General features: G+C 44.7%; 20 protein-coding genes. 12 read left to right on the top strand and 8 right to left on the bottom strand.

Features of this window, described 5'->3' with window-relative positions; all coding sequences use genetic code 11:
- Nucleotides 1–47: 47 nt before the first annotated feature.
- Entirely contained in the window at nt 48–401 is a 354-nt protein-coding gene (locus OW495_RS08385; protein ID WP_017107062.1) for a DUF413 domain-containing protein, read from the bottom strand.
- A gap of 154 nt (nt 402–555) precedes the next feature.
- Between OW495_RS08385 and OW495_RS08380 the strand changes: the two genes are divergently transcribed.
- Nucleotides 556–1,446: a LysR family transcriptional regulator gene (locus tag OW495_RS08380; protein WP_029223593.1), complete on the top strand. Its 891-nt coding sequence runs from the start codon at nt 556–558 to the stop codon at nt 1,444–1,446.
- 188 nt (nt 1,447–1,634) lie between these two features.
- Here OW495_RS08380 and OW495_RS08375 read toward each other — a convergent pair whose 3' ends face one another.
- Nucleotides 1,635–1,838 (bottom strand): hypothetical protein, encoded by a 204-nt coding sequence (locus OW495_RS08375; protein ID WP_065111752.1) that lies wholly within the window; start codon nt 1,836–1,838, stop codon nt 1,635–1,637.
- Between the two features lie 234 nt (nt 1,839–2,072).
- Between OW495_RS08375 and OW495_RS08370 the strand changes: the two genes are divergently transcribed.
- From OW495_RS08370 to OW495_RS08360, 3 genes are all read left to right on the top strand, one after another.
- Entirely contained in the window at nt 2,073–3,449 is a 1,377-nt protein-coding gene (locus tag OW495_RS08370) for an AlkA N-terminal domain-containing protein (RefSeq protein ID WP_102513765.1), read from the top strand.
- Between the two features lie 25 nt (nt 3,450–3,474).
- Nucleotides 3,475–3,957, top strand: a complete 483-nt coding sequence (locus tag OW495_RS08365) for a methylated-DNA--[protein]-cysteine S-methyltransferase (protein ID WP_017107066.1) — start codon at nt 3,475–3,477, stop codon at nt 3,955–3,957.
- 159 nt (nt 3,958–4,116) lie between these two features.
- Complete coding sequence (locus OW495_RS08360) at nt 4,117–4,503, top strand: hypothetical protein (RefSeq protein WP_102306256.1); 387 nt, start codon at nt 4,117–4,119, stop codon at nt 4,501–4,503.
- A gap of 28 nt (nt 4,504–4,531) precedes the next feature.
- Here the strand turns inward: OW495_RS08360 and nhaD are convergent, their stop codons facing one another.
- Nucleotides 4,532–5,971, bottom strand: a complete 1,440-nt coding sequence (gene nhaD, locus OW495_RS08355; RefSeq protein ID WP_017111343.1) for a sodium:proton antiporter NhaD — start codon at nt 5,969–5,971, stop codon at nt 4,532–4,534.
- 211 nt (nt 5,972–6,182) lie between these two features.
- Nucleotides 6,183–6,353, bottom strand: a complete 171-nt coding sequence (locus OW495_RS08350) for a hypothetical protein (RefSeq protein WP_017111344.1) — start codon at nt 6,351–6,353, stop codon at nt 6,183–6,185.
- 532 nt (nt 6,354–6,885) lie between these two features.
- On the opposite strand from OW495_RS08350, the gene OW495_RS08345 reads away from it, so the two are divergent.
- The 4 genes from OW495_RS08345 (at nt 6,886) to OW495_RS08330 (ending at nt 9,659) form a co-directional block, all read left to right on the top strand.
- A complete protein-coding gene (locus tag OW495_RS08345; RefSeq protein ID WP_004732740.1) occupies nt 6,886–7,623 on the top strand; it encodes a nucleoside recognition domain-containing protein in 738 nt (245 codons plus the stop codon).
- Nucleotides 7,623–8,090, top strand: coding sequence for a YjiG family protein (locus OW495_RS08340; protein ID WP_004732741.1), 468 nt, complete (start codon nt 7,623–7,625; stop codon nt 8,088–8,090). The genes OW495_RS08345 and OW495_RS08340 overlap by 1 nt, the downstream gene beginning before the upstream one ends.
- 643 nt (nt 8,091–8,733) lie before the next feature.
- Nucleotides 8,734–9,120 carry an MAPEG family protein gene (locus OW495_RS08335; RefSeq protein WP_004732742.1) on the top strand — a complete coding sequence of 129 codons (387 nt, stop codon included), beginning with the start codon at nt 8,734–8,736 and terminating at the stop codon, nt 9,118–9,120.
- An 8-nt stretch (nt 9,121–9,128) separates the two neighbouring features.
- Nucleotides 9,129–9,659 (top strand): DNA mismatch repair protein, encoded by a 531-nt coding sequence (locus OW495_RS08330; protein ID WP_102513766.1) that lies wholly within the window; start codon nt 9,129–9,131, stop codon nt 9,657–9,659.
- Nucleotides 9,660–9,702: 43 nt separating this feature from the next.
- Here OW495_RS08330 and OW495_RS08325 read toward each other — a convergent pair whose 3' ends face one another.
- Both OW495_RS08325 and OW495_RS08320 read right to left on the bottom strand, forming a co-directional pair.
- Complete coding sequence (locus OW495_RS08325; RefSeq protein WP_102513767.1) at nt 9,703–10,338, bottom strand: START domain-containing protein; 636 nt, start codon at nt 10,336–10,338, stop codon at nt 9,703–9,705.
- A 254-nt stretch (nt 10,339–10,592) separates the two neighbouring features.
- Nucleotides 10,593–11,069, bottom strand: coding sequence for a YHS domain-containing (seleno)protein (locus tag OW495_RS08320; protein ID WP_065111758.1), 477 nt, complete (start codon nt 11,067–11,069; stop codon nt 10,593–10,595).
- Nucleotides 11,070–11,179: 110 nt separating this feature from the next.
- On the opposite strand from OW495_RS08320, the gene OW495_RS08315 reads away from it, so the two are divergent.
- Nucleotides 11,180–12,004 (top strand): AraC family transcriptional regulator, encoded by an 825-nt coding sequence (locus OW495_RS08315; RefSeq protein ID WP_017111348.1) that lies wholly within the window; start codon nt 11,180–11,182, stop codon nt 12,002–12,004.
- 230 nt (nt 12,005–12,234) lie between these two features.
- Entirely contained in the window at nt 12,235–13,113 is an 879-nt protein-coding gene (locus tag OW495_RS08310; protein ID WP_102513768.1) for a 6-carboxytetrahydropterin synthase, read from the top strand.
- Between the two features lie 142 nt (nt 13,114–13,255).
- Here the strand turns inward: OW495_RS08310 and OW495_RS08305 are convergent, their stop codons facing one another.
- Nucleotides 13,256–14,296: an acyltransferase family protein gene (locus OW495_RS08305; protein WP_102340375.1), complete on the bottom strand. Its 1,041-nt coding sequence runs from the start codon at nt 14,294–14,296 to the stop codon at nt 13,256–13,258.
- A 122-nt stretch (nt 14,297–14,418) separates the two neighbouring features.
- Nucleotides 14,419–15,375, bottom strand: a complete 957-nt coding sequence (locus tag OW495_RS08300; RefSeq protein WP_099165943.1) for an AEC family transporter — start codon at nt 15,373–15,375, stop codon at nt 14,419–14,421.
- A 160-nt stretch (nt 15,376–15,535) separates the two neighbouring features.
- Here OW495_RS08300 and OW495_RS08295 point away from each other — a divergent pair, with 160 nt between their 5' ends.
- Nucleotides 15,536–16,129, top strand: a complete 594-nt coding sequence (locus OW495_RS08295) for a TetR/AcrR family transcriptional regulator (protein ID WP_102513769.1) — start codon at nt 15,536–15,538, stop codon at nt 16,127–16,129.
- 201 nt (nt 16,130–16,330) lie between these two features.
- On the top strand, nt 16,331–17,179 hold the full coding sequence (locus OW495_RS08290; protein WP_102513770.1) for an alpha/beta hydrolase: 849 nt from the start codon (nt 16,331–16,333) through the stop codon (nt 17,177–17,179).
- Nucleotides 17,180–17,257 lie beyond the last annotated feature (78 nt).

The following is a 17,257-nucleotide window of genomic DNA, read 5'->3' as shown; positions in this document are numbered from 1 at the left end:
AGCAAAAAAAAGCCCAAAGCGATGATGTATCACTTTGAGCTATTTTACTAATCTTCTAACACTAACTCACTTTCGTATTCTTCCCTTGGCACTTCACCGCGTTTGCAGCCGTTTAGGGTATGAAAGCGACGGCGTCCACGAGCTAGTTGAATGTATTTCAACCAAACAAGGTCTAACTTGGACTTTGCCTTATGAGGGTGAGACAACACTTTGATGAAGTGTTTTTCTTCTGCATTGATTGGTGTTAGTTCACCAGTCTCAAGTGCAAGCATAGTGTCACCAAACAAGGTTAGGATTTCCTCTTCTGACAGAGTAAAATTACCTGACTTAGCGAACCCTCGTGGGAATTTAATGGTGTCATAAAAACGTTTTTTTCCGTGTCGGAATTCGGTCTCAGACATATCAGCCTCAGTAATGTGGTTAGATAGAAATTAGTGTTTATTGCTCACGCGAAAATATTGTTAAAAGGCTAAAATAGGAAACAAAACGTTTTTGCCTTTACGATAAACAATCCTAGATCGGCTAGTTAGCAGATTTATTACAGAGATGTATTTGATGGATGTGAAAGTATTTAGAACCTTTCTTGAGGTTGCAAGGGTGCGCCATTTTGGGCGTGCAGCTGAAAACTTGTATTTAACACAAGCGGCGGTGAGTGCGCGAATCAAACAGCTTGAAGGCTATTTTGATACTCAGCTCTTCATTCGTGACCGCAATAACATCAAGCTCACCTCTTCCGGTGAACGTTTGATTGGTTATGCTGAAGTAATGGTGTCTACCTTACAACAAGCCAAATTTGAGCTGTCGTTGGAAAGTGGCAAAGCCTTGCAGTTAACACTGGGTGGCACACCGAACATTTGGGATGCGTATCTGCAAAACTGTTTGAGCGTAGTGACCGATTCTTTCGGCGGCTACGGCTTCATGGCAGAGGTGATGGGGCGCGAGCAACTGAACCGTAATTTGTTAGAACGAACCTTAGATATGGCTTTTGCCTTCGATCAGATCAAAGCGGAAGAGCTGAACTGTAAAAAAGTCGCTGATTTGGTTTTGGTGTTGGTATCAACGCAACAAGATGATCTGGAATCTGTATTCCAACATAAATACGTGTATGTCGATTGGGGAACGCGTTTTGGTTCTGAACATGCCGAGCGTCACCCAAAAGTGCCCGCGCCGTATCTACGTACCTCAACGGCTCGTATCGCTTTAGATTTTATCTTAGAGAAAGGTGGCAGTGCGTATTTACCTGTTTCTATGGTTGAGCCGTTTATCGACTCAGGTCAGCTCCATAAGGTGAAAGGTGTTGAAGATTGGTATCGCCCTATTTACCTTAGCTACCGCAAAAGCAGCACCTCGGTTGACGCGATCATTCAAGTTGAGAAGTTGGTTAACGAGATTGACCCATCGACTGCTTACACGTTGCAACAAGCCGCTGAGCAAGCACCAGAATAGTGGTATTCGTTATCACTATGATGTTGATGAAGTAAAAAGTTGATTCGATAAAAAATGGCTCCCAAGGGAGCCATTTTTGTTTTTAAACCAGTTTAAGCCTGGTATCTGTAACCTACTTCAAGACGCTAAGTTTTCAAAAGCACCAAATTGCAGAGCTCGTGTTTTCAAAGCGTTATGCTTTCAACAAGCTATAGGTTCATTAAGTTCTCAATGGACTCTTCAAGAGAGTGAGATAGATAGGAATGGATCTGATGCCCATCGGTTGCGTCTATTTCAATCTTAGAAATCCCGTTGCTCGCTTTGTCTTCAAGAAAGCTGAGAGATTGTTCGACTGATTGACTGGTGAGAACTTGTTGGTTTGATAAAACAATACGACACGTGTGTAAAACCATAGCCTTTTTCCTTATTATTCAATAGGTCTCTGCATCTTGGCGTGCTAAGTACCTATCGTTGACGTTGTGAGAAGAACACCTTCTCTAGGTTAAATTTAGCCGAATTGAATAAAATTAAAACCTTTTTTGTGATTTATCTGACCTTCGCTTCCGAAAATGGCTAGCGACAATGGAAGTTAACGGTAAACTTTTAGTTATCAGAATGAAGGTTATGATCAAAGGGAAGAGCACGACATGTCGAAAAGTATTCATCACAACAGTACGTTAACGAGTGAGCAGTGCCATTTAGCTCGTTATGCTCGAGATGCTCGTTTTGATGGGATGTTTTTTACTGCGGTGAAAACGACGGGCATTTTTTGTCGACCTATTTGCCCTGCGAGCCCACCCAAAGAAGAAAATGTCGAATACTTTTCTCATCAAGCTCAGGCTTTGAAAGCGGGTTATCGTCCTTGTTTACGTTGTCGTCCAGACAGCGCGCCTTTCTCTCCAGCTTGGAAAGGGGTCGAAACTACCTTTCTGCGAGCTATGCAATTGATCGACAACGGCGCGCTGAATTCGGGGTCGATTGTCGACCTTGCTACTCGACTAGGCATCTCAGATCGTTATTTACGAACCTTGTTCGACAATTACATCGGAGTATCACCCAAGCAATATAGCCTTTATAGCCAGTTGATGTTTGCCAAGCAGTTACTGCATACCAGCAGCATGAGTATTACAGACGTAGGTTTTGCGAGTGGTTTTAACAGCACGCGCCGTTTCAATGATGCCTTTCAAAAAGAGCTGCAGCTTTCGCCAAGTCAAATCCGAAGAGCCAAGCCAAGTAACAACCTAAGTAATCATATCCAACTCAGTTTTCATGGCCCGTTGGACTGGGATCATTTGCTGGGCTTTTATCGACGACGAATGATTGAAGGCTTAGAAGAGGTGGGCGACGGCTATTACCAACGCACAGTGAATGTGAATGGTTCGAAGGGCTGGTTCAAGGCGACTTTAGCCAAAGCGAGCAGCTTGGATATTGAGTTTGAGTTGGATGATATGAGCCAATTAAGAAGCTTGATCGCCAATATTCGACGTATGTTCGACCTTGATGTTGATATCAGCAAAGTTGAAGATTTCTTTACCACCATTGATCCCAACTTGGTTGCTAAGAGTGGTATTCGCATCCCTGGTGTGTGGAGTGCTTGGGAAGCCGGAGTAAGAGCGGTTCTGGGCCAACAAGTTTCGGTAACGGCGGCGATTGGTCAGCTCAACCTATTGGTGAAAGAGCTTTCTGGTGAGCATGAGAAAGCCAGCTTCCCAACGCCTAAACAGATAGCGGAGGCGGATGTGAGCTTTTTAAGAATGCCGGGAAGCCGTAAGGAAACCTTAAAGCGTTTTGCTGAGTACATGGTCGATAACGAAGCCGAGCATCCTTCTAAGTGGATTGACCTCAAAGGTATTGGTCCTTGGACGATCCAATATGCGCTGCTGCGTGGGCTAAGTGAACCTAACCATTTGCTCGTAGGCGATTTGGTGGTGAAAAAATTCATTGAGCATCGCCTTGCTATTAATGCAGAGAGCGTGTCGCCGTGGGGCAGCTATGCCACATTCCATTGTTGGAACCAATCTTAATCGGAATACTAAGCTAGGAGATATCATGGCTAACCGTTTTACTTACTACGAGAGCCCTCTGGGCACGGTGACTTTACAGGCGAACGATGAAGGGCTGTTAGGTCTCTGGTTTGAAATATACACCACCAAGCCTGAAGAATTAGGTGTTCGAGATGATAGCTTTCCGATCTTTGAATTGGTCACTGACCAACTCAATCGCTACTTTTCGGGTGAGGTTATCCAGTTTTCTGTGCCAATCGCGGCAAAGGGTACGCCATTTCAGCAATCGGTTTGGCAAGCACTCACAACGATTCCTTACGGGGAAACATGGAGCTATGCACAACTGGCTGATGCGATTGGTAACCCAAAAGCAGTGCGTGCAGTGGGTTTAGCGAATGGAAAAAATCCGGTGTCAGTGATTGTTCCATGTCACCGTGTGATTGGTAAAAATGGCAAGCTGACCGGGTATGCGGGCGGTGTAGAACGCAAACAGCGCTTGTTAGCGATTGAGGGAAGAGTCGAGGAGTAGAGAGTCTTTCTGTCGGTTTTCTGTTGAAGATTACGTATTGATTACCGGTGAACGTTGAGAATTCTAAAGTGTGACTTCGCAATAAAAGTGGTCGCTTTCTGGAAAATACTTATTTGGTTGCATATCCTTTAACCATGTTCTCTAGGCAAGGATGCCCAAATGAATAGCCATCACTCTTTAATAATCGGCTGCAGTAGCGCACTGTTACTAACAGGATGCTTAACGGATACCACCCGTCCCTTCGAAGTCCCTCGGCTTGTTTTATTTAGTGGTATGTACGAGAACGCAGATAATGAAAGTTATCTCGAATTCGAGTCAGGACAAGTCATTTATCAATCAGCAAACAGCAGTGTTACCCGCAGTTATCATGTCGAAGATGACCTGATTAACATTGAACTTAATTCAGGGAATAGCCGCGAGGGGCCTGGATTGGTAATGCGAATCCATCAAGAAGGTGCCATGCTAACGTGCAATCAGTGTCCAGCTATGCAGTTAAGCAATGTCTGGACACGAGTCGAAAAACCATTAGATGATTCTACTCTCTAGAATAAGACTCTATCAAAACAGACTCTTATTAAAAAAGGTCACCGTTTAACCAAAGGTGGGCAGCGATACTCACCACGTAACCAATCATGATCACCGGCATCCATTTCAGGTGACCAAAGAAAGTATATTTGCCGTGTGCCGCCCCCATTAATGCCACACCTGCTGCGCTACCAATCGACAATAAGCTACCGCCCACACCTGCCGTTAAGGTAATCAACAACCAGTTACCAATCGACATTTGAGGCTCCATCGATAACACCGCAAACATAACCGGAATGTTATCGACAATCGCAGACAAGATCCCCACCATGATGTTGGCCCAAATTGGATCCCATTGGCTGTACATCACCCCAGACGCAAGTTCCAAATACCCAAGCAGGCTCAAACCACCGACGCACATTACAACACCATAGAAGAACAGCAGTGTGTCCCACTCGGCATGCGAAACTCTTCGAAATACATCAAAGGGTACGACTGAGCCGAGTCGCTTCAATGCGCCCTCATCGTTGTTGGCAATCGCCACCGCTTTTTTCTTAGCCAATGAGTTGGGTAAGGTCTTACGCAAGTAATAACCAAAGAACTGCAGATAGGCGAGCCCCATCATCATGCCCATTACAGGAGGGAAGTGAATCACGGCGTGGAAAGCGACAGCTGTGGCAATCGTCATGATGAACAGAAATACGATGCGTCTTGCGCCTCGTTTTAGTTCAATATGTTGATGCACCGTGTCGGGTTGAGTCGTCGGGACAAAGTAAGACATGATCAGGGCTGGAACAACGTAGTTCATGACTGAAGGAATAAATAATGGAAGAAACTCGCTAAAACTCACGTAGCCAGCCTGCCATACCATCAACGTTGTGATGTCCCCGAATGGACTGAATGCGCCGCCAGCATTGGCCGCAATTACGATATTCACACAGGCAAGGTTTACGAATTTTGGATTGGAGCCCGCCACCTTGAGAACCACAGCACACATTAATAAAGCGGTGGTGAGGTTGTCGGCAATCGGGGAGATAAAGAAGGCCAGAATACCGGTTAACCAGAACAAAGAACGGAAGTTAAAGCCTTTACCCACCATCCAAGCCTGAAGCGCATCAAACAGTCTTCTTTCTTCCATAGCGCTGATGTACGTCATCGCGACCAATAGGAAAAGCAGTAATTCAGCGTATTCGAGTAGATTGTGTTCGAGTGCTTGTTTCGCTACCTCAGTGAGGTTGTGCTCTTGGTAGGTGAAGCCAATGATGATCCAGATAAGGCCAGCAGCAAGTAAAACTGGCTTCGATTTCCGCAGCTTTAAATATTCTTCCATCATCACAACGATGTACGCGACAACGAAAATGGTTAGGGATAGGTAGCCAACAAATGAGTTGGTGAGTTTGAGAGGTTCTCCCAACTGAGCAGTAGCAGCGCCTGCCGTAGTAGAAAAAAACAAAAAAGAGAGAACAACTGAAAGCTGGATACCTAGCATGGATTACGCTCCGAAGTTAATAAGTCATTAACACGGGTAAAAGCGTAGACCTAAATCACCATGTGGAGCGTGATAGATATCTTAATAATTCAATAGATTATGTTGAAAACCAGAAACTATGATGGAAAGCTTAGATCATTGGAAAATAGAGATGAAGTGAAAAAGCTCTATCGAACACTATGCCGATAGAGCTTCTTTTAAATCGCCAACATTATGCTGCATTCTGAGTAAACGTCATTGTTTGCTCTACAGCACATACCTCAACAGGCCAGCCGTAGGATTGGTATTCCATCGCAAGTTGGTCCGCAACCGCGCGAGAAACCGTTGCTGTGATCCACATACCTTTACCCATTACTTGATACTTAAGTGTTTTCATTTCCATATTAACCACTGCTCTCCTTCAATATTGGCAGCGCGAAGTCTATAGCACCTCTATTTTCTGGAATTTCGAATTAAGCTCAAATCCTTTATAAAATGGCTCATCGTTTCCGCTCGGCTTAAAATCCAATCAACTGGAGGTAAACGGTTGCATTCTGGAAATAAAATCACTCTTTAACTATTTGTATTATAATAAAATTAAAATTGAGCGTAAAAACCCTGTAAGAGATCTCTCACGAGATTATCAGAGATCGGCTTGTGCGTGGGATTCTTGCCTGAAGCTTGATTTGTGTGGCGACTGTGTGTGTTTTCGGTTGCGTTGTTGAAGCGAATTTGGATTAGTTTTGTATGTGAAATATTCTAAACTTTTTAGCAATAGCTTCTAGTTTTAAATCCAAATCACAGTTTTATATGTTGCTGTTGTTCTTTTATTCAAACCGATACGCTATTTGATTTTGGTCAGTAACCTTTTGCTCATTAGTTTGCACTATCTATACGTGTTCTGTTCCACATAAACGAGATGTATAGAGGTCCTTATGACTAATCCAACCAAAACCGATCGTAAAGTCACGATCGGAAGTTACATCGCACTCGCTTTCGCGGTTGTGTTCTTTTCAGGTTTAATGCAGTCCAACGAATGGTATGGCGTATTAGATTTTACGACGCTTAATGGTTCATTTGGCAAGGTCGCCTACGATGTGAGTGAAACTGCCGATGGTATCCAAGCTGCTACTACTTCATTGCGAGGTAAAGGCGGTAGCGGTGCTCGCGACGGTTTCATTTTTGCTTTGACACTTATTCCGACCGTGATGTTTGCGCTAGGTATGATCAACGTTCTTGAGCATTACGGCGCATTGGATGCAGCTCGTAAACTACTCACTCCACTACTTCGTCCTTTGATGGGTATTCCGGGCAACTCAGGCTTGGCACTGATCGCTTCTCTGCAAAGTACCGATGCGGGTGCTGCAATGACACGTCAGCTCAAAGATGAAGGGCATCTGACTAAGCGTGAAACCGATGTTTTCACCATGTTCCAGTTCACGGCGGGTGCGGCAATCGTTAATTTCTTCTCTTCAGGTGCGGTGCTGTTCACGTTGACGGCGATGGACGGTTCTCTTGCTGTGACTTCGTCTATTGGCTTAGCGGTTGCGGTGATGTTTGTTTTCAAATTTGTCGGTGCGAACCTATTCCGTATCTACCTCAATATTACTGAAGGTAAAGAAGACAAACCAAAAGCAGATAAAGAACAAAAACTGGAAGAGGAAGTAGCATAATGAGCGAAGTTAAAGCAAAGAAACCAATGGTTACTGATATTTTCGTTGAAGGTGCTAAGAAAGGCTGGGTCATTGCGACTACCTCTACGGTACCGAATGTTCTAATGGCATTCGTCATCATCAAAGCATTACAAATCACGGGTGCGCTGGATCTGATGGGCAGTGTGTTTGCACCTATCATGGCGGTGTTTGGTTTACCTGGCGAAGCGGCAGCGGTATTGATTGGCGCGTGGATGTCGATGGGCGGTGCAGTGGGCGTGGTAATCACGCTGTTTGACCAAGGTATCCTGAACGGCACTCATATTGCTATTTTGGCGCCAGCTATCTACTTGATGGGCTCTCAGGTGCAATACATGGGACGTATCATGGGCCCGATTGGTACTGAAGGCCGTTACATCCCGGTAATGATCGCGATTTCAGTGTTGAATGCCTTTGGTGCAATGTTCTTGATGAACATCATTTTGTAACGCGACTTTTAACGGTTAGCTGCTATTAACGGTTAGCTACTAACAGCTTTTAGACGTTACAAAAAAGGAAACCCCGTTTGGCTTTCACCAAACGGGGTCTATTCTTTTCGTAGCCATCCTGCTACTGCGCGTTACTTATCTTTCAATAGGTAACTGGTGCTCCCTGCATCGTTCCTTGACGTGGCTAAATCCTTTAACCTATCCAATTCGTCGCCGTCCTAGCGGTGTCCTTGCTAACTCATCATCCTGACAAGTGACTCTGTCCTAGAGCATAACTTCCTTGCTGATAACTCATCCTAAGCCATCAAATCTTCATCCTGAAGATACCTAATCCGTTAGGCTTTTTCCTGTTCCTGCCAACTCCCTGTCGACATGTGTATTAAACACTGCAGAGGCTTTACTCACAATCCACCTGAAAAAATAAATACACTCGCTAACCGAAAGAAATATGCGCGGATTCATATAAAACAAGGGGTTGAGTTTGTGTTTTAGGAATTTTCTGCGAAGCTTGATTGTGATCTCTTACGTTCGGTGTAAGAGATCTCTTACAAGTGTTCGGGCGTGAATATCCTTCTATGTTGACCTCATCCGTTAGTCTAGAGGTAAAACATGCCCAACAAACTCCAAGCAATAGGGAAAAATGATGGTAACAGCACTTTACGCAGCTTTGCTGACAGTCGTAATGATTTGGTTGGCGATTGAGGTGATTAAACAGAGGCGAATCAATCTTGTTGCTCATGCCGATGGCGGTGTTGAGTCGTTACAGATAGCACGTTCGGCACAAAGTAACGCTATGGACTACATCCCAATCACAGTGATTTTGATGGGGTTGTTAGAGATGAATGGGGCTGGCGTGTGGCTTATTCATGTCATTGGTGTGGCGTTCATTCTGGGGCGAGTGATTCATGCAAAAGGGATCTTGGCGAAAAATTTTAAAGGCCGCAAAGTGGGGATGGTGTTAACGCTTATCTGCATGATCTCTTTGATTGTCCTAAACTTAGCTTACCTACCTTTTGATAAAATGTTCTAGGGAGCATTATGGCATTGCGCCTTCCTCCTGCTTGGGCGATTGTCCTTGCAGGTCTCATACTGAACGTCATGGCGATTGTCATGTCGAGTTTGGTGTTAGACAAAATTGAAGCGGAGAAAGCGGAATACAACGATCGTAAATACGGCAATGTGTACTCAATACAACTGGCCTGGAACACGATCGAAACCTTAGAGCGCAAGCGTGAAGCCATTCTGATCCACCTAGATAAACCCTCAACAGAAACCGCTCAACCTGCCACCATCCTCGATGAAGCGCTCCGCGGCCAACTCCGGAGTTGGGTGAGCGATGAGGTGCCGGCCATCTCGTTGGCTAATTTACCCAAGCTTATGATGCTGATAAACAGTGCCCAAGAGTCGCAACGAGCACGAATCGATGACTACTATTTGGATAATCTGACCTTGGTTGAATTAATCCAAAGGCTCGATGAGAAAATGGCTTTCTACAAGAATATTGCCCTGTTTCTTCAGGTGTTTGGTTTAGCACTTATCTTAGCTCGCGATCTAGCCAGAAGACCATAGCTTCTCTGGCTTTTTCGGCTTGCGACTGGAATTATCTGTATAGCTAACGAGATTCGCTTGGCAGGTTAGGGTGCTGTTGGTCTTGGTACTTTGGTAGTTGTTCTTTCAATCCTTTAAACGTGCTCAGTGCACTGCCAATCGATAACTTATTCATCAACCAATTTGGCAAGATCCCACCTGCGTTCGCATACGCGGTGTAGGTAATGTAAGTATTGCCATTGGTGAGCGGTTGCAGCGTCCAAAGTGCGTCTACATCGTAAATTCGAATATACCCCGACTCTTTCGCCAAATAGTTAGATGCATCTTTAATCGACAAGACAAACTGGCCATCCTCAATGCTGTATTTTGAGTAGGTCACCATATCGCGATCTCTAGCAGGCCATGGCGCTTTGAATTGGGTATAGACGATATTTTCATCCTCAGATATCTGCATCAAGACACGACTTTCCGATACGTTATCTATCCAGTTTGGCACGTTCTCACTGTCTTCCAATAACAGCAAAAAACCAGAATAAGTGGTGGGCGTTTGCATTTGTGCTCGTATCTCTACCAAGCCTTCAGTGTGAGGTCTCTTATCAATGATGATGCCATCTTCACTTTTGACGAACTGCCACGGGTTGGCATAAATCAGTGTTGATAAGGCGCAAAGTCCGAGTGCAAAAATCCTAGGTAATATCATTATTCTTCCATGAAAAGAAAAGCTTATCTTTTAGGAGTATAGAATAAAAATGGATTTGATTCGTACTGAGGACTTATTGATTTTTCATAAGCTTGAGCGACATATCGTTGTTTATTGTGGTGAGACAAATAACTTTAGGTTTATCTCTAGTTGGGAGGTCATAAAGAAAAACGGAAGCGTTCGGTCGCTTCCGTTTTGTTAGTGGGCAATGGATAAACGTTGAATGCTAGAACTTAGAACTTAGAACTTAGAACCTAGAGCTTGTAGGCTTCGACGGTTTTTATCGTCGTCCAGTTGCTGTTGGCATCTTGGATGAACTCTTGTGTATTCTCCAACCAACGTTTTTGAACTGACTTGTCTAAGTTCAAGTACAACTTCCCATCTTCTACTTTCCAAGCGAGAGGGTCAGTTTCAAATTTCTTACCCATTGCTACACCGAAGGCGCAGTAACCGCCATACTGAGGTGCATAGGCTGCTGGGTTAGCTCGAAATTCATCTCTGTTTTCACTGCTCGCAAAGTTATAAATCGCATTCTTATAAGTCGCCGTGAATTCAGAGGTGCCTTTAACTGGCCCTTGATTGGCAAAGTAGGCGACAGGGTCATAACCTTTAATGGCGAGATCATTTTTGTCGACACTCATATCAAGGTCTGCTGCCATTAACGAAAAGCTGGTTCCTAGTAACGCGGCCAATAGAGTGATTTTTTGACTGGTCGATTTCATGTGTGACATATCAAGTTCCTTGTCAGTGTTGGTTATCTTGTTTGAAGTAATTTAGCCCACTCGTCCGGTCTATAGAGGGACAAAAGAACTTAAAAGTAAGCGAATCGTTCGGAGGATACATGGATCTGCTTTCACAACTAATGGAACACTTCTCGATACGTACCGGTGTTTTCTATTCTGGCAATTTGTGTGGAGTGTCGTCATTTAAGCCGCAACAAGGTAAAGAAGGGCACCTTCATGTATTGAGCGCGGGTGAATTGACTTTGTCTAGTGCGCACACGGAGTACAGGCAACTGTCACAGCCCTGCATTATTTACCTTCCGAACAGCACACCACATGTGATTGAAGGCGTGGGAGAAGGTGCTGAGGTCGTGTGTGCGAATGTCGAATATCGTTCAGGGCAGATGAATCCTTTATTGTCTGCTTTGCCTGACGTGATAGTCATTCCGTTTGCGGATGCACCTAACTTAATGCCAGTGATAGAGGTGCTATTTCGAGAGTCGAGCCAAGATTCATCGGGGCAACAATATCTAATGGACAAGTTGAGTGACGCCTTGATGGCTTTGATTTTCCGCCACCTCATTGAACAACAGCAGATCGATCAAGGCGTATTTTCTGCGCTTGCTCATCCGCGGCTTGCTCCGGTCGTTACTGCGATTCACCTAATGCCTGCTCGCCACTTTTCGATAGAGCAAATGGCTTCATTGGCAGCGATGTCTCGAACTCAGTTTATAGAAGCGTTCAAGCGTGAAGTCGGTGAAACCCCAGGTGACTATGTACAAAAGTGGCGGGTGTCTGTTGCTCAGTCGTTGCTGCTACAAAATAAGCCGATCAATTGGGTGGCGGATGAAGTGGGGTACAACAGCTATTCTGGCTTCTCTCGAGCTTTTCAGCACGTTACGGGAATGTCGCCGCGTTTGTGGCTAAAGCAAAATGTGTCGTGAATCGCTGGGCAACCCTAACTGAAATGTGGCTATTAGCATGAGGCTAGTCTATGTTTTAGCGGAAATTGAGCGTAGTTTGTTCAATTCTCAACTGACGGTGTAAAAAGGTGGACTTTATAAGCGCGTTGTAACATTCTGCCCGTCCTATTTTATCAGACATCAATGAGACGAAGTGCCTGCTGAACATTATTCAGCCTCCCGTATCTCATTAAAGCACTAAGGAGTTTAACTTGAACCTATTTGTAAGAGACCTTACCGTTATCGATTCTTCATATATCTGTGAACACAGAGGGGTCGTAGGAGATAGTTGGATTTTAGATGTCACCATGTCTGGTGAACTGAATGAAATGAGCATGGTGCTGGATTTTAGCAAGGTCAAAAAGCAGATCAAACAGCTTGTCGATCAGCACGTTGATCACCGTTTGCTGCTGCCAATGCAAAGCGCTGCAATTGTTCTTCAAGCTAGCAAAGCGGGCTACTCTAAGGTTGATGTATTGCGTGGTGACAAGAGTCTTCACCTACATTGCCCTGACGAAGCATATTGCTTGATTGATGCAGAAGCGATCACCATCGAGAGCGTGACCGCACACGTTTATCATATTCTGCGCGATCACCTACCATGTAACGTCACAGGGTTAGAAATCACCCTTCGTCATGAGAATATTAATGGCGCGTTTTACCACTACACCCATGGTTTGAAAAAGCATGATGGCAACTGCCAACGCATCGCCCATGGTCATCGTTCTCCAGTAGAAATCGTGGTTGATGGTCAGCGCGACGAGCAACGCGAACAAGCATTTGCTCAGCGTTGGGAAGACATTTACTTAGGTTCTAAAGAAGACCAAGTTTCAGTTTCATCACTTAACCTGAGTGAACACGCGCAAAGCGTTAATGATGAAAGCCACTATGGTTTCCGCTACACCGCACCTCAAGGCGAATTTGAGCTAGCGATTGCTAAGAGCGAAACGGAAATCTTACCAACCGATACCACGGTAGAATTACTTGCGGGCTATATCGCGGATCAAGTGGCTCCAAGCTTGGCAGAAAACCAGTCATTACAAATCGTGGCTTATGAAGGGGTAGGTAAAGGCGCGATGGCGTTCTTATAACACCTCACGAGTGAGATAACCTCAGTTCCAATATTATGAAAGAAAGGCAAGATATTAAGTTATCTTGCCTTTCTTTTTTGTGGCTTTTTAAAACTGATTTAGCGGATAGTTTTAGGCACAAACACAAACACAAACACAAACACTAACGCAGTAGCACGCGTCGTAGTGGCGTTTTCTCGATCCCAACAACCAACCCGAAGCTCAATAATACAGTGCCAAAAAATACTGTAACGTCTTTTGCCAATTCCGTAATGCCCAAGACTCCGCAAACATTGAACAGCACGATAATGATCAGCAGATGGCAAACGTAGATACCTAGCATGCGATTCGAAATAGCACGAACCCACGCGTAATCACCGATGTTTGGATTAGCTAGAAGCCACATAAACACGCCCATTCCCCATAACGCTGTACCAAATAAGAAATCATTCATGTTGAATGCGATGTCAAAGGTGGTTAGCCATGCTGCCTCAGCAAAGTGGATCAACATGCCTAACGCCAATAACCCTAATGCCTTAGCTGAGGACACTTTCCATTGATGCTGACGAATGAGGAAACCTAAGGTCACCATTAACGTGCTGAAGAACGGACCGTTACGTGTGAAGAAAGGGGCACTAAGGTCGGTTAAGCTTGTGTAGCTGCCCGCCAATACACCATAGACGTAAAGCAGAATGGCCGCTGGAAGTAGAAGCTTATCGAGTTTCATCTCGACCATTAAGGCGATGATCAAAACCGCGCACACCAAAGCGGGAATGAACCATAAGTGAACCAGTCCACCCTCTAAGAAAGAGTTGAGCGGGGTATTCATTAGGAAGCCCCAGTAACCCTGTCGTTCGCCCAAGTAACCCAATTCTTCAACCTTAGCGAGGTTGAATGGCATGACTAGACAAATGATGCTCCACGCTAACCAAACTTTAAGTAGTGGTTTGGAGTAGTTAATGAAGGTTGTCCAAGGCGACGCTGTGAGCTTAGGTTGAATCAGATAGCCGGAAATAAGGAAGAACAGAGGCACGGCGAAGCGAGCGGTTTGGTTGAGCACATAACCAATCCATGGCACTTCATCGATTTGCCAATAAGTAAGTGCCATCTGGCCGTGTAAGCCAATGATCGCCAAGATAGCAATCACTCGACCCAACTCGATACTGGCGATGCGTTGTGAAGGCGTATGTTGAACGGAAGACATATCAGATCTCTAAGAAAAATTTCGTAAAATCTAACAGTCTTTATGTGGAATCAGTTAGTCCTAAATCAAAGCTGAAGGCCTTTGATTTAAGGCTTATATTGATTTTTTGAAGCCTGTCGCAGCTATATTAAATCCATTGCAGTCAATGCAAATATACCAAGCGTGCAAGTGATAAGTGAAACGACAGTGGTTAGCGCGATTATATTGGCTGCTAACGTTGAGTTTCCGCCCATCGCACGCGCCATAACATAGCTTGCCGCTGCCGTTGGTGCTGCGCTCATCAAGAAGATAAGCCCTAGATCGAGCCCTTCAAACCCTATGTACCAAGCAGCCAATGTAATTAGTAGCGGTGAGGCAATTAACTTGTAGCTAGAGGCGAACCACGTAGACAACTTTTCTTGTTTTAGCGAACTAATATCTAGAGAGCCACCAGTACAGAGCAGAGCCAAAGGCAAAGTCATATTGGCAAAGTATTGCCCAGCGTCAGTCACCATTTTTGGAATGGGAATTGAAAGTGCATAGAAGACGACCGCTAAGAAGATAGCGATGATTAACGGGTTTTTGGTGATGGACTTGGCGATCACTTTAATGGCTTTAGCGCCGGTGTCTTTGCCTTTGGGTGTTAGTGCAATCACGGCTTGAATGTTATACAGCACGGTTAGGGATGCGACATAGATAGCCGCCAATGCTACGCCTTGGTTGCCATAGATATTGGCCACATAGGCGAGGCCGATGATCGCGGTATTAGCGCGGAATCCACCTTGGACAATCACACCTTGATCTTTCGAACCTTTGAATACCAATTTGGTTGAGAAAATAGTAAACAAGAAAAAGACAAAGTTAGCGATGACGCCAAACGCAACTAACGCGCTACTGGCTGAAAAATTATGATTTGATTGAACAATACTCAGAAATAGCATTGCGGGTAGGGTAACTTGAAACACCACCTTGGACGCGACATCAATGAAATTATCATTGATCAAGCCGATTCGCTTGAGCATCACACCAAGAAACAGCATTAAACAGATAGGGCCTGTGACTGACGCCGAAAACGCAAACTGTTCCCAAAGTGTGTTCATTGTTTTTCCTTTGTTAGTCGATTTCAATTTCCTTTGAATACTGTCGCATTTTTCCACAATTTTTTGATAAGACAAAATGAATACCAAGGGTTATGTAAAAAACTTGAAAAAAAGTACGAACGTGCTAAAAATAAAGCATCAGATTTATTGTTGGTGAATAATGAGCAAAGGAAAGATAACCAAAGAGTATATTTTGAGCCATGCATTCGCATTTGCGAGCGAAAATGGTCTCGAGAGTTTGACGATTGGCGAATTAGCCAAGCAGTGTGGTATGTCTAAGAGTGGATTGTTTGCGCACTTCAACTCTAAAGAAAACCTGCAACTCTCTGTACTCGAATATTCCAACGCCATATTCACTGAAAGAGTCATCATTCCCGCAAGAGAGTTGGGCGACGGTGATATTGAAGCCAAGCTTAAACAACTGCTCGATAACTGGTTGGGTTGGAATCATTCATTCCAAGGCAGCTGTATGTTTATTGATGCTTGGAAAGATGCAGGCAGCGAAACGTCTGTGATTCAGAAGGCACTGCAGAAAACCATTTCAGTGTGGATTGATTACTTGACGATTCAGGTAGCAAAAGCGGTTGAGAGCAAACAGTTCAGGGCCGATTTAGATCCAAAACAGGCAACCTTTGAATTATATGGCCTTTATTTGAGTGCGAATTTGTTCTACTCATTGCGAGGGCAGCAAGCGAGTCACACCCATTTTTGGAGTGGTGTCGAGCGCTTGATCGCTAGCTGGAAAATCGCTTAATTCGTTTTTAAGTGGAGCATTGCTTAGGTAAGTTAAGCTAGGTAACAGTGACAAATAATTTTAAGAGAAATGGCGGAAAGCTACGATTCACTTCTATAAGTAGCAGCAACGCCATTTTTTATATTAACAAATAGCACGGTCGTTCGATTTTTAGGGCCGAGCTCGATCCGCCAGATGATGATGGCGATACAAGGAACGGTCATGAGTGACAAAATCTATTTTAATACATCGAACAAGTTCAGCTTCAAGCGCAGCCTAATTGGCGCTACAACCAATCTGCATTACATCTTAGCGCCGAGCCACGCAAAGAAAACGGCACGTAAACTGCTGCTCACGCCAATGCGTACCGAGCAGAAAAATGCCGATCCGCAAGGGCTCATCAAGAGTGAAATCAAAGGTCGTGATGGCGTCTTAAAAACGTATTCTTTGGGTACCGGTCCAGTTTGGGTGCTTACCCACGGTTGGTCAGGCACCGCGAGTCAGTTTTTTCCTTTAATGGAACACATCGCCGCGAAAGGTTTTACGGCCTTGGCTTACGATCATCCTGCTCATGGTGGCAGCGATGGCGTGCATGGGCATATCCCAGCATTTGTGAACGGCTTAGAGGCGATTCTAGATTCGGTTGGTGAAGTAGCAGGTTTAGTTGGTCACAGCATGGGTACGGCTTCTGCGTTGGAATGTAAGCACGTTAAATTGGAAAACAAACCGCTGTTGCTTATCGCACCTGTACTGGATTATCTAGAAAACCTATTTGGCAGTGTGGCGCGTTCTGGTTACTCAATGAAACTGTTTGAGGCGGTCGTGGGTGAAGTGGAAGAGCAGTTTAATTACCCAATTCAGTCTGTGGATCCCTATGGAAAGTTAGCGCTTCGTGAGTCTCAGACGATCATTGTTCATGATGAGCAAGACAAGTTTACTAAGTTTGATGTGTCTCAGAGTGCAGCTAATGAAATGGGGCGCGTTACCTTGATTGCGACTCAAGGCCAAGGCCACGGGCGAGTGATGAAGTGCCCACAAGTGTTCGAGAGCTTTGATAACTTGATTGGTTAAGTCTAACTAGCGTAAGTCAGCGGCACGCCAGTTAAGAAAACAAATAATAAAAGGCCAACCAGAGGTTATCTGGTTGGC

The sequence above is a fragment of the Vibrio sp. 14N.309.X.WAT.E.F5 genome, assembly GCF_030397615.1.
In the GTDB taxonomy this organism is placed as follows: domain Bacteria; phylum Pseudomonadota; class Gammaproteobacteria; order Enterobacterales; family Vibrionaceae; genus Vibrio; species Vibrio lentus.
Note: the sequence above shows the minus strand (reverse complement) of the source record. Positions and strands in the feature narration are given on the sequence as shown.

Excerpts from the sequence above, each read along its gene's own strand:
- OW495_RS08385 (WP_017107062.1), bottom strand. The coding sequence starts at position 401 with ATGTCTGAGACCGAATTCCGACACGGAAAAAAACGTTTTTATGACACC.
- OW495_RS08380 (WP_029223593.1), top strand. The coding sequence starts at position 556 with ATGGATGTGAAAGTATTTAGAACCTTTCTTGAGGTTGCAAGGGTGCGC.
- OW495_RS08375 (WP_065111752.1), bottom strand. The coding sequence starts at position 1,838 with ATGGTTTTACACACGTGTCGTATTGTTTTATCAAACCAACAAGTTCTC.
- OW495_RS08370 (WP_102513765.1), top strand. The coding sequence starts at position 2,073 with ATGTCGAAAAGTATTCATCACAACAGTACGTTAACGAGTGAGCAGTGC.
- OW495_RS08365 (WP_017107066.1), top strand. The coding sequence starts at position 3,475 with ATGGCTAACCGTTTTACTTACTACGAGAGCCCTCTGGGCACGGTGACT.
- OW495_RS08360 (WP_102306256.1), top strand. The coding sequence starts at position 4,117 with ATGAATAGCCATCACTCTTTAATAATCGGCTGCAGTAGCGCACTGTTA.
- nhaD (WP_017111343.1), bottom strand. The coding sequence starts at position 5,971 with ATGCTAGGTATCCAGCTTTCAGTTGTTCTCTCTTTTTTGTTTTTTTCT.
- OW495_RS08350 (WP_017111344.1), bottom strand. The coding sequence starts at position 6,353 with ATGGAAATGAAAACACTTAAGTATCAAGTAATGGGTAAAGGTATGTGG.
- OW495_RS08345 (WP_004732740.1), top strand. The coding sequence starts at position 6,886 with ATGACTAATCCAACCAAAACCGATCGTAAAGTCACGATCGGAAGTTAC.
- OW495_RS08340 (WP_004732741.1), top strand. The coding sequence starts at position 7,623 with ATGAGCGAAGTTAAAGCAAAGAAACCAATGGTTACTGATATTTTCGTT.
- OW495_RS08335 (WP_004732742.1), top strand. The coding sequence starts at position 8,734 with ATGGTAACAGCACTTTACGCAGCTTTGCTGACAGTCGTAATGATTTGG.
- OW495_RS08330 (WP_102513766.1), top strand. The coding sequence starts at position 9,129 with ATGGCATTGCGCCTTCCTCCTGCTTGGGCGATTGTCCTTGCAGGTCTC.
- OW495_RS08325 (WP_102513767.1), bottom strand. The coding sequence starts at position 10,338 with ATGATATTACCTAGGATTTTTGCACTCGGACTTTGCGCCTTATCAACA.
- OW495_RS08320 (WP_065111758.1), bottom strand. The coding sequence starts at position 11,069 with ATGTCACACATGAAATCGACCAGTCAAAAAATCACTCTATTGGCCGCG.
- OW495_RS08315 (WP_017111348.1), top strand. The coding sequence starts at position 11,180 with ATGGATCTGCTTTCACAACTAATGGAACACTTCTCGATACGTACCGGT.
- OW495_RS08305 (WP_102340375.1), bottom strand. The coding sequence starts at position 14,296 with ATGTCTTCCGTTCAACATACGCCTTCACAACGCATCGCCAGTATCGAG.
- OW495_RS08300 (WP_099165943.1), bottom strand. The coding sequence starts at position 15,375 with ATGAACACACTTTGGGAACAGTTTGCGTTTTCGGCGTCAGTCACAGGC.
- OW495_RS08295 (WP_102513769.1), top strand. The coding sequence starts at position 15,536 with ATGAGCAAAGGAAAGATAACCAAAGAGTATATTTTGAGCCATGCATTC.
- OW495_RS08290 (WP_102513770.1), top strand. The coding sequence starts at position 16,331 with ATGAGTGACAAAATCTATTTTAATACATCGAACAAGTTCAGCTTCAAG.